This window comes from Hoeflea sp. CAU 1731, from assembly GCF_039888615.1.
In the GTDB taxonomy this organism is placed as follows: Bacteria; Pseudomonadota; Alphaproteobacteria; order Rhizobiales; family Rhizobiaceae; genus Flavimaribacter.
On sequence record NZ_JBDQQS010000003.1, the window covers coordinates 161097 to 174646 of the forward strand.

Below are 13550 nucleotides of genomic sequence, written 5' to 3' on the forward strand. Positions count from 1 at the left end.
GCCTTATGATAAATCGCTGCGCTCGGCGCGAACCGCCTCGGCGGCGGCCTGCGCGCCACGCAATATAGAATGATATCCCGTGCAGCGACATATGTTGCCTTCCAGCGCCGCCTTGATCCGCGACAGGTCCGCTTCCGGCTCATTGCGTAGCAGACCCACAAGCACCGTCACGAAGCCCGGCGCACAATAACCGCACTGGAAGGCGTTTTCCTCCGTCATCGCCTGCCTGACAATCCTCGTTTCAGGCAGGATATCCAGCCCTTCAGGGCTGACGATGTCCGCGCCCTCCAGTTGCCAGGCCATGGCGAGGCAGGCGTTGACGGGCTTTCCGTTCATCAAAACCGTGCAGGCCCCGCATCGCCCCACGCCGCAAGCGACCTTGCTCGCCGTCAGCCATAACAAATCCCGCAGGATTTCGGAAAGCCGCGTTTCCGCCGTCACATCAAGCGCGCGTTCGACGCCATTGAGCCGGAAACTGACGCGGGCGGCGCTCACTGCATCCTCTCCATGTAGTCGTGAATGGCTTCAGGAGAAAGCGGCGACCGCGACGGCCAGAAGCCAATGGCGTCGCCCACCGCGTTGACGATCGCCGGCGTAACAGAGGCGATGCCCAGTTCGCCGACGCCGCGAGGCCCCAGATCGTCGCCCTCATCAAGACTTTCCTGCGCGAAGACGCTCAACCGCTCGGCCGTGTCCGCAATGCCCGGCATCATGTAGGTGTCCAGATTGGTCGTCAGATAGGCGCCGTCCCGCATCAGGGAATCTTCCAGCAGGGTGAATCCCAGACCCTGCATCGCGCCGCCCTCCATCTGGCCGAGATAGGAGGCCACGTCGATCACAGGCCCCGCCGCCGAGTGCAGATCCAGATCGAGCACCCGCGCCTCGCCGGTCGCGCGTGACACTGCAACGCGCGCGATTGTTGCGCCGAAAGCGAAAATGTAGCGGGCGTTGCCGCCGTCATGCTCCGTCTTCGGAAACGCGAAATGCGTCGAAACGCTCGGACGCTCGGCCGGATCAAGCGCTGCTGCCAGATCCACATAACTGATCAGGAGATCGCCGCTGTTCGACCGCCTGTCGGCTATCCCGCCAGCGACCAGACACAGGTCCTGCGGTTCCCTGTCGAGGCGCAGGCCAGCCGCCGCCGTCATTCGTCGCACAAACTCCGGCGCGGTGCGGCGAGCCGTGTTCCACAGCACGTAGGAGCCGCGCGACGCGGTTGTTGACCCGGAATCCGGCGCAAGCAGCGTATCGCCGGTAATCGGGCGCACATCGTCGCGCGTGCAGCCAACAAAGTCAGCCACCTGACTGGTTATAGCCGCATGCAGCCCTTGCCCGAGTTCGTCGAGCCCGAGCAGCGCCTCTATGCGTCCGTCCTCCGCCAGCCTCAGCACGCCGCCGCCCTCGTCATGCGGGATCGTGCCAAGACCGTTGCCCTGATAACTCAGCGCCATGCCGACGCCGACATAGTCCGCGCCGTCAGGTGAGAGCCCCCGTTCGCAGGACCACAGACGACTGGTCATCGCCGCTTCCAGCATTTCGTCGCAGCGCTCGGTCAGGGAAACGCGCTGCCCCAGATAGCCAGGCATGCCCGGCGTTCTGAGATTGCGCCGACGCATGTCACTAGGCGACAGGCCGCAAAGCCCGGCCAAGCGGTCCATTTGGCACTCCACTGCGAAAGTCATCTGATTGGCGCCGAAACCGCGAAACGCGCCGCCCACGCCATTGTTGGTGTAGGCCAGCCTTCCTCGCGTGCGGATATTTGCGATGACATAGGGACCGGCGGCGTGTTCCAGCGCCGTTTCGAGCACGCCGGGGCTGAGCGACGCGTAAGCGCCGGAATCCGAAATGAGGTCAACCTCCTGCGCAACAAGCCGGCCGTCCCTGTCGCAACCGGTGCGCATGCGTAGCCGCATCGGATTGCGCTTCGTCCCGGCAACGACGGATTCCGTGCGATCGAGATGCAGACGAACAGCTTTGCCGCTCTTGATAGCAAGCAGCGCGAGCGCCGGCTGAACGGTCAATTCATCCTTGCCGCCGAAGGAACCGCCGGTCGGACTGGACGTCACCCGAATACGTTCCTCGGGAATGCCGAGTATCCGGGAAAGCTGCATTCGGTCGCGATAATTGTGCTGGCCGCCGGCGGCGACATGCAGCGTCCCATCAGCTTCCAGACGCGCAAAGCCGCCTTCGGTTTCCAGGAAGCCGTGCATCTGCCGCGGCATTTCATAGATCTCTTCAACAACATGCGCCGCCTGAAGAAACCCGGCTTCGATGTCGCCGCGATCGAAATGCAATTCGGTCTGCACATTGCCGGAGTCGTGCACAGCCGCGCTTCGAGGATCGAGCGCGATCTCCGGATCGTCGACCAGCGGGAGCGGTTCGTATGCGACGCGTATAAGGCCCAGCGCCACCTCGGCCGTCGCGGCGTCAACAGCGGCGACCGCGGCCACCGGGTCACCTGCATAGCGAACTTTGTCGTGACAGAGCGCGGGTTGATCCTGGAAGACGATGCCGAAGCCGTTCTCTCCGCGAATATCCCTGTGGGTCACAACAGCTGCGACCCCGGGCAAAGCCTCCGCCGCGCTGACGTCGATGCTTAACAGTCTCGCATGCGGAACGCCGGCTCGCAGAATTCGTCCAACGAGCATGCCGTCTTCCCGGACGTCGGTCAGATAAGAGAGCGTGGCGTCGACTTTCTCCGGCATGTCCGGACGGGTGAACCATCGATCGGGAAGCGTCTTCTTTCCGAGCTCGATTTCCCCGCGGGCGAGCGCGGGCGGTGGTGGGTCGGCGTGCGCGTGATATGCGACGCCGCCCAGTTTCGCCTGCAACGCATGGACAATCGTCCCGGCCGCCGCCTTGCGGCGATAGGCGCCGCTGCGAAACAGATCATCAGGCGCCTCGACTTCCCGCAATATCGTTTCCGAAACCGCTGTCCAGTCGCAGGACTCGATGCTCTTTCCCTGCAGCGCCAGTTCGGTCGATATGAGCCGCGACGGCGATACGACGCCGCCCCCGACTGCAATTCGACATTCGCCAAACCGGCCATTATCGACGTGGACAACGCCGGCGATTGCAACGATCGAAGGCGTAAAGGTGCGCCGCAACCCGACCTTCCGGTATATCCAAACCACTTCGTCTCCGAGCGCCGGCACATTGACAGCGCACACAATATCCGTGGCCGCCGGTGTTTCTCGCAGCCAGTCGCCAAGCGCGATCTCGGCTATCGCGCCAGATCGAAAAACAACAAGCCGCGCCTCCAGCGCCAGCAAAACCGGCAGCAGGCAGCCATTGCGGTTGGCGATATTGCCGCCGATCGTGGCGAGGTTGCGCACCGCTGGTCCGGCGACTGATCCGATCGCATGGGCAAGCAACGGCGCGCCCGTCTGCAAACCTACATCACTGGAGACGTCGGAGAGGGTCGCCAGCGCTCCAGCGCGAACATGACCACCTTCGGCCTGAACGCCTTTCAGTTCGGCAATTTGGCCGAGATCGATCAGGATGTCGGGCTTCGCCCCGCCATTCGCCCATAGAAGCTGAAGCGCTGTCGCGCCGGCGACGAAACAGGCGGTCCCGCCGGCGTCCCGCGCAATCTCCTGGGCTTCCGTCAGACTTTCGGGATGAACAACCCGCATGCGGCTCAGGACCTCACGGTTCCGAAGCGCACGCCCTTTTCCTTCAGCCAGCGCCGGTAGGCGACAGACGAGGAATCTGCCCGAGTCGGGATTTCGCGGCGCGGTTCGAGCGGCAGCAGCAACGGCCGCTGGTTCTCCACGATGATCCGGTCCTGCAGGAAAATCACCTGCTCGAAGTGCAGGATCGAGGTGTGCGATGAATGGTCGTCAACCAGATACATCACCGGCTGCGCGCGGCAGTATCCCTCTTCCATAGGCTGAATAAACAGCGCAATGGCGTCCAGCCTATCCGGCGCCGTCGGGCAAACCCGATAGAGCATCACGGTGAAGGGCGAAGGGACACGATAGGTCAGGTGAACGAAATCGCCTTCGTTTTCCGTGGCCGCGATGCGCGGCTGGAAAAACGTGCAATTGGTGGCCCACACTTCGTCGACGTCGCGGCGGATTTCGCTCTTGTAGACCGGAACTTCGGTGTGAGGCTCGGCGCCCAGGATGTCCGTGTGGACAAATGGAAAATGCGCCATGTCGAGGAAATTCTCGACGACCCTGAGCCCGGAGGCCCGCATCGTCACCCAGCCGCAGGGCACGTAACGGCGATCGGCCTCATGCGATTCCTCGATCTCCACAATATCCTTGTTCGGCGCGCCAAGCGTGGTGAACACGCAGCCGTAGCGCTCGCGAACGGGAAGCGGCGGACCATATTCGCCGTCCTCCATCACCTCGCGGATCACCGGGGCTCCGCCCTCGTTGCGACAAAGCGCGATATCCTGTCCGAGAAGCCGGGTGCGGACAGGCTTCGAGGTCAGATCAGTGGATGTTTCCACGGCGTACCAGTCGTCAAGCACGGCCCTGTCTGTGGTCTTTGTCATGTCATGACCCTTCCTGCCCGGTCTCGGTCCACTGTTTCGACCCGCCCGTATTGGCTGCAAGCCACTTCGCGCGGCGTTCGAACAGGCCGGGCGCAACGCGGTGTATGTCCGCGATGATTTCGGACAGATCCCCGATCTTCAGCTCTCCGTCATCGACGAGGATCTGGCCGTCGACCATCGTCAGACAAACGTCGCCGCCACGCACAGCATGAACCAGATTGTGCTGGAGGTTGAAATACGGACCTTCGCCGAAAAGCGGCGTCATGCGCGGCGTATCGGTTCTGACGGCAATGATGTCAGCCTGCTTGCCTGTCTCGATGGATCCGATCTCGCTGTCGAGCCCGATCGCCTTCGCGCCCAGAATCGTCGCCATTCGCAGACACTGCCAGCTGTCCATGGCGGCGGCGTCGCGATGATTCAACTTGCCGAGCAGCGAAGCGCCCTTCATTTCCTCGAACATGTCGAAATTGTTGTTTTCCTTTTCGCCGTCCGTTCCGAGCCCGACCGGCACGCCGGCGGCGAGCATGTCCGAGATCGGCGCAATGCCGCTCGCAAGCTTCATGTTGCTGACCGGATTGTGGGCGACCGACACCGGCCGTTGAGAAATCAGTTCCACTTCGCTCTCGTCCAGCCAGACGGCGTGCGCGATCATCGCACGCGGCGTCTCGAAGAAGCCGAGATCTTCGAGCGCGAACATCGGCCGTTTGCCATAGCGTTTTTCGAATTCCGTGACCTCGATATCGGCCTCGCTGCAATGGGTGTGAAACCCCGTGCCGTGGCGCTTGGCCATCTCGATCGCCCGCCGCTGGCCGGCTTCATCCGCGTAGAAAAGATGTTCGAGCCCGACCCACACGTTGACCCGCCCGCCGGCCTTGCGATGCCAGCCCTCGATCAGCGCCTCGTTCATGTCCAGCGTGTCGAAATAGTCGTAGTCCGGATGCTCGCCGACATAGGGAACGGCGACGAGACGGTTGCCGATGGCCTCGGCGGCCCTGGCGCTGCCCTCCATATAGCGCCACATATCGACAACGGTCGTTGTGCCCCCGAGCACGGATTCCGCATAGCACAGGCGGGAGGCGATCTCCGCCTCGAGTGGCTGAAGCATGCGATGCATCGGGTTGATGTGCAGTGTCAGCCAGTCCCAGACAGGCAGATGTTCCGCCGTGCCTCGAAGAAAGCCGGAATGGGCGTGGGCGTTGACGATGCCCGGCATCAGGAGCGCGTCGGGCAAATGCTTCACGGCGATGTCCGGATGGCGCGCCGAAAGGTCCTCGCGGGCGCCGACGGCCTCGATCCGCCCGTCCCGCACCAGAACAGCGCCATCGGTAATAACCGTGTTGTCGACATCCATCGTCAGCAGATAGTTGCCGGATAGGATCAGTTCGTCTGCAGACATGCCGTCTCCTGTTCAGTCGGTGCGCCGACGCCATGTTCCGACAGTATGAAACTGGCGGCCCGCTCGCCGATCATGGTCACCGGAGCGTGGGTGTTGCAGGTGGGAATTATCGGAATGACGGACGCATCTGCGATCGAAAGCCCATCCAGGCCGCGCACGTTCAGCCGCGAATCGACCACGGCCATTTCGTCCGAACCCATGGCGCAGGTGCCGCAGCAATGGAAAAAGGTCGAGCAGCCGTTGCGAATGAACTCGATTGTCTCCTTGCGGTTCATGGGGCGGTCGGGGATGGCGAAACCGTCGAAAATATCCGCCATAGCGCTGGTCTGGGACAGCTCCATCATCGTGTCGACGGCGACAATCAGCGCTTCGAGATCGTCAGGCTCTGCAAGGAAATTCGGCTGGATTTCCAGCAGTCCATCCGGTTCCGCGCTCCAGAGGCGCAGATATCCCCGGCTCTTGGAATGCATCAGCCCGGCCCCGAACGAGAACAAATCCCCGTCCGCATCGTAGCGGTTGCGCAGTGCCGGTTCGGCGCTGTTACCTTGCACCGGAAAGGCATGGACGTCGGGTTGCGCCAGATCAGGCCGTGATTTCCAGTTGAGCATCGCGCCGCCGCCATTGTCGGTCACAGGACCAAGCGGAGATTTCGAACGGAACACGCAAGCCTGAACCAGCGGGTGGTCCTGGAAATTGCGTCCGACGCCCGGCAGCGCGCATTTGACCGGCGAGCGCAGCCGGTGCAGCTCCTTCGGATCACCGATGCCGGACATCATCAGAAGCCGCGGCGTGTCGATTGCGCCCAGCGCAAGGATCACATGGGCGCTGGCGCGCGTCTCCTGTACGCCGCTTCCAACGGTATGCCGCACACCGACGCAGCGTGAGCCGTCCAGAAGAAGCCCGATCGCCTGCGAACCGGTGAGGATCGTCAGCCGCTCCTCATCGAGGATCGGTTTCAGGTAGCCGTCAGCGGAACTGTGCCGCCGTCCCGAACTTATATTGAAGTTCGACGGCGCCGCGCCTTCATTGTCCAAGCCGTTCGGATCGTCGATCACGGGAATGCCGAGTTCCGCAGCGCCCTCCATCATACCGCGAGCGACCGGATGCAGGTTACGGCTCGTCTCGATCCGCAAAGGTCCGCCGGCCCCGCGATGGTCGGTCGCCCCGCCTTCCCAGTCCTCGCAGCGGCGGAACCAGGGCAGCACGTCTTCGAAGCTCCAGCCCTCGGCGCCGGCCTCCGCCCAGGCGTCATAGTCGCGCGGATGCCCGCGATACCACATCAGCGCATTGATGCTGCTCGAACCGCCCAGCACCTTGCCGCGTGGAATGCCGATCACCCGGTTGTTGACGAGCGGCGTCGGCGCGTAGTTGTAGCCCCAGTCGTACTGGCTGCGACCGAGCGGAACCCACCGCGACGGGTCTTCAATTTCCGGCACGCCGAAGCCGCTCTCGCCGGCCTCGATCAAAAGCACGGTCGCGTCGCTGCCGTCGATGAGACGCCGCGCCACCACTGAACCTCCGGAGCCGCCGCCGACCACGATGAAGTCATATTCCGGCAGAAGCGGTCTTTTCGGTATGGTCGTGCCTGCTGTCATCTCTGGCTAAGGTTTCCCCGGCTGAGCGCCTCTAGTTGTGTTCGCTCGGACCCATGATCACCACGCCCTCTGTCTCTTCGACGTGGCGCACGAAGATGTACTTGTCCTCGCGGCCGTCCGAATGCTTGCGCCGGATATCCGGCTCCACCGCGCCGGCGACCTTGGCGACGACGACATAAGGAACATCGGCTGCAAGCCCCGCCGCGCAATGCGCGTCGAATTCTTCAAGCGTGTGCGCGGTGAAGGCTTTCTCGACGCCGGCGCCGCGCGCGATCGCGGCGATATCGACCCTGCCCGACGCCGTATGCGTCGGCGGCCCGCCGATCGACTGGTAGCATTCATTGTCCCAGACGACGACGAAGAGGTTTTTCGGCTGTTCATTGCCGAGTGTCGCGAGGATACCGAGGTTGAACATCATGCCGCCGTCGGTGTCGAGCGATACGATGCGGCGGTGGGGAAGGCCGGCGGCCAGACCAAAGGCTTCCGGCGTCACACAACCGAGCTGTTGCTGGAACAGGCTGGCGGCGCGCATATGCGGCGCGGCGTTGTACCATTCGTCGACGCTGGCCCCGAGCGACAGGATCACCAGTTCGTCTTTCAGCCGGGCGGCCAGCGCCTTCATGCAGTCATAGCGTTTCATCGCACCACCTCGCCGCCGAGCGCCACAGCCGAATGGTAATAGGCCGAATAGGACCACTCATAGGCGTTAACGATGGCCTGCTCGATACGCTCTTCCTCGCGAACGACGTCGTAGGGGATGCGCAGCGCGTTCAGCACCGGCTCCATCGTTATGCCGTGGGGAATGGCCCACCAGTTGTTTTCGCCAAGTTCGCCGCGATAGCTCATCAGCATGATGACCGGGATACCGGCGCCCAGCCCCATGCGGGCAAGCGGTTCGACCGAGGCGCGCAGTCCGGAATTCTCCATGACCAGCGCCGCGCGCTTGCCTGACAGAAACACGCCGCCGCAGATGGCCGCGCCCTCGCCCTCGTTCGTCACCCGGATGGTGCGAATGTCGGGATCGGCGTCGAGCGCCGGATAAAGTTCCTTGAAAAGCGAGTCGGGCAGGTAGCACACGACGCTGACTCCCGCCCTTTTCAGTCCACGTATTACCGCGTCTACAGCCGTTTTTTTCATGCGTAATCCTCGTTGTCAGCCGAAAATCGCAAAATCGAGTTGTTCGGAATAGTGCCTGATTTTTGATCAATGAATTGCGTAAAAGGCAACAACTTGAACATCAGCCCGTGGCCTCCGCCAGCACCGGCGTCGAATTCACGGAACGCTCGATGGATTGCGCCAGCAAGCTGCCGAGGGCGGCCGCGGCGTCCGACATCTCGCGTTCGGATCGGGACAGCAGCATCAGCTTGCGGGTTGGAACCTTGGGATCGCGCAAGGGCACGAAAATCAGCGTCCCATTGCGGATTTCCTCCTCCACGCCGATCTGCGTCTGCAGCACCGTGCCGAGGTTTCGGCGCGCGAGCTCCACCATCAGTTCGATGGAATTGGTGCGCGAGCGACGCGTCAGATCGATCAGGGTCTGGCTGAAGGCCTCCTCGACAGAGGCGCCCAGCATGAGGCTGGAATCGGAGAGGATGACGCGCTCGCCGGACAGGTCGAACAGCTTCAGGCTCCGCCGGCCGGCAAAGCGGCTGCCGGGCAATGCGACCACGCCCAATGGCAGGGAGGCGCTCGCGATGCGCCGGATCGAACGCGGCGTATTCACGTCGAAGGCGACGGCCAGATCGCAATCGCCCTCGTGCACGGCGTCGGCCGCCTGCTGCGACCCTGTGACCTTGATGTCCACCACGATGGCCGGATAGCGCTTCCAGAATTCCTCCAGAACCGCCGGCATCTGGCCGCGCGCGACGCTCTCCACCACGCTGATCGAAACCGTGCCGCGTTGCAGGCCATGAAGTTCGTTGATTTCGTTGCACGCGCGTCCAAGCTCCGAAAGGCTGATGCGGGCGTGATAGAGCAGCAGTTCGCCGGCGCTTGTCAGTTTCAGTCGCTGGCGCACCCGTTCAAAAAGCGGCGTGCCCAATTCCTCTTCCAGTTGCCGGATGATCCGGCTGACGGACGAAGGGGCGACATTCATCGCCTGGGCTGCCTGACGGATCGACCCCAGCTTCGCGACGAGCTGGAAGTAGTGGGTCCGCGTTGCGACAAGCCCGAGGCGATAGGGTTCCATCATGCGATCTCGAACAGCGGCACTGTTTCCATTTCAGGCACGAGCACCAGTCCCATATCCGTGATCCTGATTTCGGGAATGACCGAAAGCGGAATGAGGTTGAAGCCCATATAGGCGATGGTGCAGCCGGCCTTTTCCCATTCGACCTTCAGCGCCTTCACCTCTTCGGCGACCTCGCCCACGCGCTTGTCGGAAAGCAGGCCGGCGATCGGCAGCGGCAGCATCGCCTTGACCTCGCCGTCCGCGACCACGCAGACCCCGCCCTGATGGTCTTCGATCGCCCGGAGCGCCACCTGCATGTCGGCCTCATTGGTGCCGGCGATGATGATATTGTGGCTGTCGTGTCCGACGGAGGATGCGACTGCGCCCTGCTTCAGGCCAAAATTGTTGAGCAGGCCGCGCGACACGTTGCCGTTTGATTTGCCGTGCCGCTCGATCACGCTGACGAAGCACAGGTCATGCCGATCGAAATGCGACTGCCAGTCATTGGCCGGATCCAGCGTTATCTTCACATGTCCGAGTTCGATGCCCGGCAATTCCGTTCGGATGGCGTGCGCGGTCACCTTTTCCGTCGGCAACTCCGGAGCAAGCGTGATTTCGGTCGGCAGCTTGACCGTATGATAGGCCGCCTCCGGATAGCGGTAGGGGTTCGACATCGCCTCGTCGAGCATCGGCGTGATCGCCTTGTTTTCAACCATGAGCTCGCCGCCATACCAGGTGTTCACCGGCTCCAGGTCGTCGGTCAGCAGCACGACGTCGGCGCGACGGCCGCCGCCCATACCGCCGAATTCGTTTTCCATGCCATATCGCGTCGCCCCGTGCAGCGAACCCATCGACCAGGCCTGTTCCCGAGTCATGCCGGCTTTGACTGCCTGCCGCGTCACCCAGTCCTGCCCGAAGATCAGCAGGTCGTCCGCGTCGCGATCGTCCGTGCAGACGCAAATGCGCTTGTGTGACGCGCCGAGTTCGGTGATCGTCTTGATGGCTTCCGGGAGGCTGTGCCAGGGCGTCGTTGGCGGACCGCCCCGCAGGAAGAGCCAGATGCCGGCCTCGAGGAGATCATCAGCGATCTCGCGGTCGATCGCCTCATGCGTGTCGGTCACGCCAGCGGCGGCGTAGGCCGCGACGAACTGGCGACCGTAGATATGACCGCAGACTGGCCGGCCGCGTTCAAGTGCCGCGGCGATGATGGCGTGGCTGCGTTCGTCGCTCATCGCCACCGGAACGAAATCCATCTTTTCGCCGAGCGCCACGGCCTCCGGCCATTTGTCGAAGATCGCGGCGATCTTGTCCGGCGTCAGGTCGCCGCCGGCAGTCTCAAGCTCCGGCGAGGTCGCGGGCACGGTGCTCGGAACGGTCAGGAAGATCGAAAGTGGCGCCTGGCGCGCATCCTCGAGCATCGCCTCGACGCCCTCGACGTCCATCACGTTGCCGATCTCGTGGCTATCGCAGAAGATCGTCGTGGTGCCGTTAAGGAGCGCCGCTTCAGCATAGGCGCAAGCCGTGATCATGCTGGACTCGACATGGATGTGCGGATCCACCAGCCCCGGGGCGATGATGCCGCCGGCGGCGTCGTAGATCTTTGCGCCGCCGCCCTTGTAGGTTCCCTTTGGCTGCACGGCGGCGATCCGCCCGCCGGAGATCCAGATTTCCTTGTCGGGCAGGATACGTTCGGAATAGGTCGAGAGCACCCTTGCGTCCCCGATCACGAGATCCGGCTCCTGTCGGCCGAACGCCACATCGGCGAGTTTGCGGGTCATGGTGGAAAGAGGGGCGACTGAAAATCGTGTGATGGTGCTCATCGCAACAAATATCCTGCTTCAGTGATAGTCGGGAATACCGGGCATGGTGGTGAAGTTTTCGAGATTGCGGAATCGCCTGATCCACCGGCGAAGCGCCGGAAACTCGTCGTGGTCGATTCCGAAATCGCGGCTAAGCGCAAACGACGGAAAAAGTGCGAGATCGGCCAGCGTCACATGATCGCCGACGAACCACTCGCCGTTTTCATAGCCGCGCTTCGTCATATGATCGTCCATGATGCGGAAAGCATTCCGGCTCGCCTCTATCAGCGGAGCGTCGACGCCCGTCGTCCCGAAAAGCGACTGCAGCCGGGCTTGCGAAGCAGACTGGAGATCCAGAGTGGAGAAATTGAGCCACATCATGACGCGACCGAAATCGGCGGCTTCTGCAGGCAACCATGTGTTCGCGCCGTCATAAGCGCGCGCCAGATAGGCGAGCAACGCCTCCGTTCCTTGCAGGACCAGATCGCCATCTTTCATGACAGGCAGTCGGCCAAGCGGATTCAAGGCAAGCATGGGAGGCTGCTTCTCCTCTTCGCCCGGAACCATGTCGATCGGATGCGGCTCCCATTCGAGGCCCAGCATGGTCAGCAGCAACCGAACCCGGTAACAATGTTCGTCGAGTTCGTAATCGTAAAGCGTTATCGCGGACATCAGGCGACCTCCGCCGTCGCCATCTGCGCAGATGTCGCTTCATCAGGCACGATGTCTTCCAGGCTTCGCCGCAAGGTTTCCAGCCATCCTGAAAAGTGCGCCTGGCCTGCGCCGGCATAGGTAGCCTCCGGCCCCGCGATTACGACATGGAGAGCTGTTTGGGATGAACTGATCGGCTGAACGCCGATAAAAAGTCTGTCCTTGCCAGTTGTCAGGGTCCAGACAGTATCGGCGAGAGCGGCAAAGTCGGTCTCTTCCTCCGAAGCCGAGAAACCAGGCAGTGATGTGGTTTCCAGCGATTCGCGGATCAAGGCCGCCGGACAATCGATGTAAAGGCTGCGCAAAGGGGTGAACTCGTCTGTTTCGCCGGGAATTGCTTCGTCCGGAACCTCTTCGGACAAGGTCGACCAGATGACGCCGTTGGCCTCCTTTGTCGTGTAGGTCGGCACCTTGATCGTTTGCGGCACATCGAGATCGGGATGCGCGGGAATGTACTGGCACTGGCCCGCTGTATCATATTGCCATCCATGATAGAGGCAGGCGATATGGTCGCCGCGCACAAAGCCGAAACTCATACGCATGCCGCGATGCGGGCAGCGGTCTTCCCAGGCATGCGCCTTGCCGCTGGCGTCACGCCACACCACCACTTCCTTGCCGTCGACCACCGCGCCGGCTGAAGCGCCTGCTTCAATCTCCGACGAAAGGGCCACAGGTATCCAAACGGTCGGCGCCGTCATGCCAGTTTCTCCTTGGTTTTGCCGACGAGCAAAGCTGCGCCGGACTTTCGTTCCACATCCATAATTATGCAGTCATGCGGCCCGAGGCTGCAGGCCATCTCGAAGGCGTCCACAAGGTCATGAGCGCCCTCCACCGCAACGCTTACGGCGTCGTTGCTGCATTCGCCAAAAGCGTAGCCAAGATCGAGACGCCGGGCGCGATGCGTGGCGAACTCCAGAAAGCTGTCGGCCTGAAGGCTCCCCAAAAAGGTGAATTGCACCGCCTCAGTCATTGCAGGCGCGACCAATTGGACGCTTGTTTCGACATGTCCCGCCAGATACTTTTTCGGATGCAGTATTGATCACGATGAACCCGTATTCGATGCCTAATTATTGGATAATTGCCTAATAATTAGCCTTGCATTATTCGTAGGCATTCTAGTCCGCGCGCGCATAAGCTTTCAAGTGGTTTTTTGATCGGAACTGTTGCGTTTGACGCAAAGCCACGTTCAAAAAATTCTCTCTATTCCGAACAACTGCTTTTTGTCAGGCTGCGGTTCGGACCGTTTTTCCAATCGAAAACAAGCAGTAATCCCTTGGAGTTTGAACTGGTCCGGTCAGCCGTCGGGACCGCCGGCCCGGTCTGCTCGCATTCACGGCTCAGACGACCCTCGTGAAAACGGACCATGACGGAACAG

12 protein-coding genes are annotated in these 13550 nt (G+C 62.1%); all 12 read right to left on the reverse strand.

Annotation, left to right across the window (positions count from 1 at the left end; all coding sequences use genetic code 11):
- Positions 1-3 precede the first annotated feature (3 nt).
- The gene (locus AAFN47_RS07145) at positions 4-495 is read right to left on the reverse strand and encodes a (2Fe-2S)-binding protein (RefSeq protein ID WP_499808516.1); all 492 of its coding nucleotides are present in this window, start codon (positions 493-495) and stop codon (positions 4-6) included.
- Positions 492-3635, reverse strand: coding sequence for a molybdopterin cofactor-binding domain-containing protein (locus tag AAFN47_RS07150; RefSeq protein ID WP_499808517.1), 3144 nt, complete (start codon positions 3633-3635; stop codon positions 492-494). The genes AAFN47_RS07145 and AAFN47_RS07150 overlap by 4 nt, the downstream gene beginning before the upstream one ends.
- A gap of 5 nt (positions 3636-3640) precedes the next feature.
- Positions 3641-4504 (reverse strand): aromatic ring-hydroxylating oxygenase subunit alpha, encoded by an 864-nt coding sequence (locus tag AAFN47_RS07155; protein ID WP_499808518.1) that lies wholly within the window; start codon positions 4502-4504, stop codon positions 3641-3643.
- A 1-nt stretch (position 4505) separates the two neighbouring features.
- Positions 4506-5900 (reverse strand): amidohydrolase family protein, encoded by a 1395-nt coding sequence (locus tag AAFN47_RS07160; protein ID WP_499808519.1) that lies wholly within the window; start codon positions 5898-5900, stop codon positions 4506-4508.
- Positions 5882-7495, reverse strand: a complete 1614-nt coding sequence (locus AAFN47_RS07165; protein WP_499808520.1) for a GMC family oxidoreductase — start codon at positions 7493-7495, stop codon at positions 5882-5884. The genes AAFN47_RS07160 and AAFN47_RS07165 overlap by 19 nt, the downstream gene beginning before the upstream one ends.
- A gap of 31 nt (positions 7496-7526) precedes the next feature.
- On the reverse strand, positions 7527-8135 hold the full coding sequence (locus AAFN47_RS07170; RefSeq protein ID WP_499808521.1) for a thiamine pyrophosphate-dependent enzyme: 609 nt from the start codon (positions 8133-8135) through the stop codon (positions 7527-7529).
- Positions 8132-8632, reverse strand: a complete 501-nt coding sequence (locus AAFN47_RS07175; protein ID WP_499808522.1) for a thiamine pyrophosphate-binding protein — start codon at positions 8630-8632, stop codon at positions 8132-8134. The genes AAFN47_RS07170 and AAFN47_RS07175 overlap by 4 nt, the downstream gene beginning before the upstream one ends.
- A 100-nt stretch (positions 8633-8732) precedes the next feature.
- Positions 8733-9686, reverse strand: a complete 954-nt coding sequence (locus AAFN47_RS07180; protein WP_499808523.1) for a LysR family transcriptional regulator — start codon at positions 9684-9686, stop codon at positions 8733-8735.
- On the reverse strand, positions 9683-11485 hold the full coding sequence (locus AAFN47_RS07185; protein WP_499808524.1) for an adenine deaminase: 1803 nt from the start codon (positions 11483-11485) through the stop codon (positions 9683-9685). The genes AAFN47_RS07180 and AAFN47_RS07185 overlap by 4 nt, the downstream gene beginning before the upstream one ends.
- Before the next feature lie 18 nt (positions 11486-11503).
- On the reverse strand, positions 11504-12136 hold the full coding sequence (locus AAFN47_RS07190) for a glutathione S-transferase family protein (RefSeq protein WP_499808525.1): 633 nt from the start codon (positions 12134-12136) through the stop codon (positions 11504-11506).
- Positions 12136-12873: a Rieske 2Fe-2S domain-containing protein gene (locus tag AAFN47_RS07195; RefSeq protein ID WP_499808526.1), complete on the reverse strand. Its 738-nt coding sequence runs from the start codon at positions 12871-12873 to the stop codon at positions 12136-12138. Before AAFN47_RS07195 ends, AAFN47_RS07190 begins: the two co-directional genes overlap by 1 nt.
- The gene (locus AAFN47_RS07200; RefSeq protein ID WP_499808527.1) at positions 12870-13145 is read right to left on the reverse strand and encodes a hypothetical protein; all 276 of its coding nucleotides are present in this window, start codon (positions 13143-13145) and stop codon (positions 12870-12872) included. The genes AAFN47_RS07195 and AAFN47_RS07200 overlap by 4 nt, the downstream gene beginning before the upstream one ends.
- Positions 13146-13550: the final 405 nt, after the last annotated feature.

What these genes read in the sequence shown, in the direction of transcription:
- AAFN47_RS07165 (WP_499808520.1), bottom strand. Translation starts at nt 7,495, where the DNA reads ATGACAGCAGGCACGACCATACCGAAAAGACCGCTTCTGCCGGAATAT.
- AAFN47_RS07200 (WP_499808527.1), bottom strand. Translation starts at nt 13,145, where the DNA reads ATGACTGAGGCGGTGCAATTCACCTTTTTGGGGAGCCTTCAGGCCGAC.
- AAFN47_RS07180 (WP_499808523.1), bottom strand. Translation starts at nt 9,686, where the DNA reads ATGATGGAACCCTATCGCCTCGGGCTTGTCGCAACGCGGACCCACTAC.
- AAFN47_RS07175 (WP_499808522.1), bottom strand. Translation starts at nt 8,632, where the DNA reads ATGAAAAAAACGGCTGTAGACGCGGTAATACGTGGACTGAAAAGGGCG.
- AAFN47_RS07155 (WP_499808518.1), bottom strand. Translation starts at nt 4,504, where the DNA reads ATGACAAAGACCACAGACAGGGCCGTGCTTGACGACTGGTACGCCGTG.
- AAFN47_RS07195 (WP_499808526.1), bottom strand. Translation starts at nt 12,873, where the DNA reads ATGACGGCGCCGACCGTTTGGATACCTGTGGCCCTTTCGTCGGAGATT.
- AAFN47_RS07150 (WP_499808517.1), bottom strand. Translation starts at nt 3,635, where the DNA reads ATGCGGGTTGTTCATCCCGAAAGTCTGACGGAAGCCCAGGAGATTGCG.
- AAFN47_RS07185 (WP_499808524.1), bottom strand. Translation starts at nt 11,485, where the DNA reads ATGAGCACCATCACACGATTTTCAGTCGCCCCTCTTTCCACCATGACC.
- AAFN47_RS07170 (WP_499808521.1), bottom strand. Translation starts at nt 8,135, where the DNA reads ATGAAACGCTATGACTGCATGAAGGCGCTGGCCGCCCGGCTGAAAGAC.
- AAFN47_RS07190 (WP_499808525.1), bottom strand. Translation starts at nt 12,136, where the DNA reads ATGTCCGCGATAACGCTTTACGATTACGAACTCGACGAACATTGTTAC.
- AAFN47_RS07160 (WP_499808519.1), bottom strand. Translation starts at nt 5,900, where the DNA reads ATGTCTGCAGACGAACTGATCCTATCCGGCAACTATCTGCTGACGATG.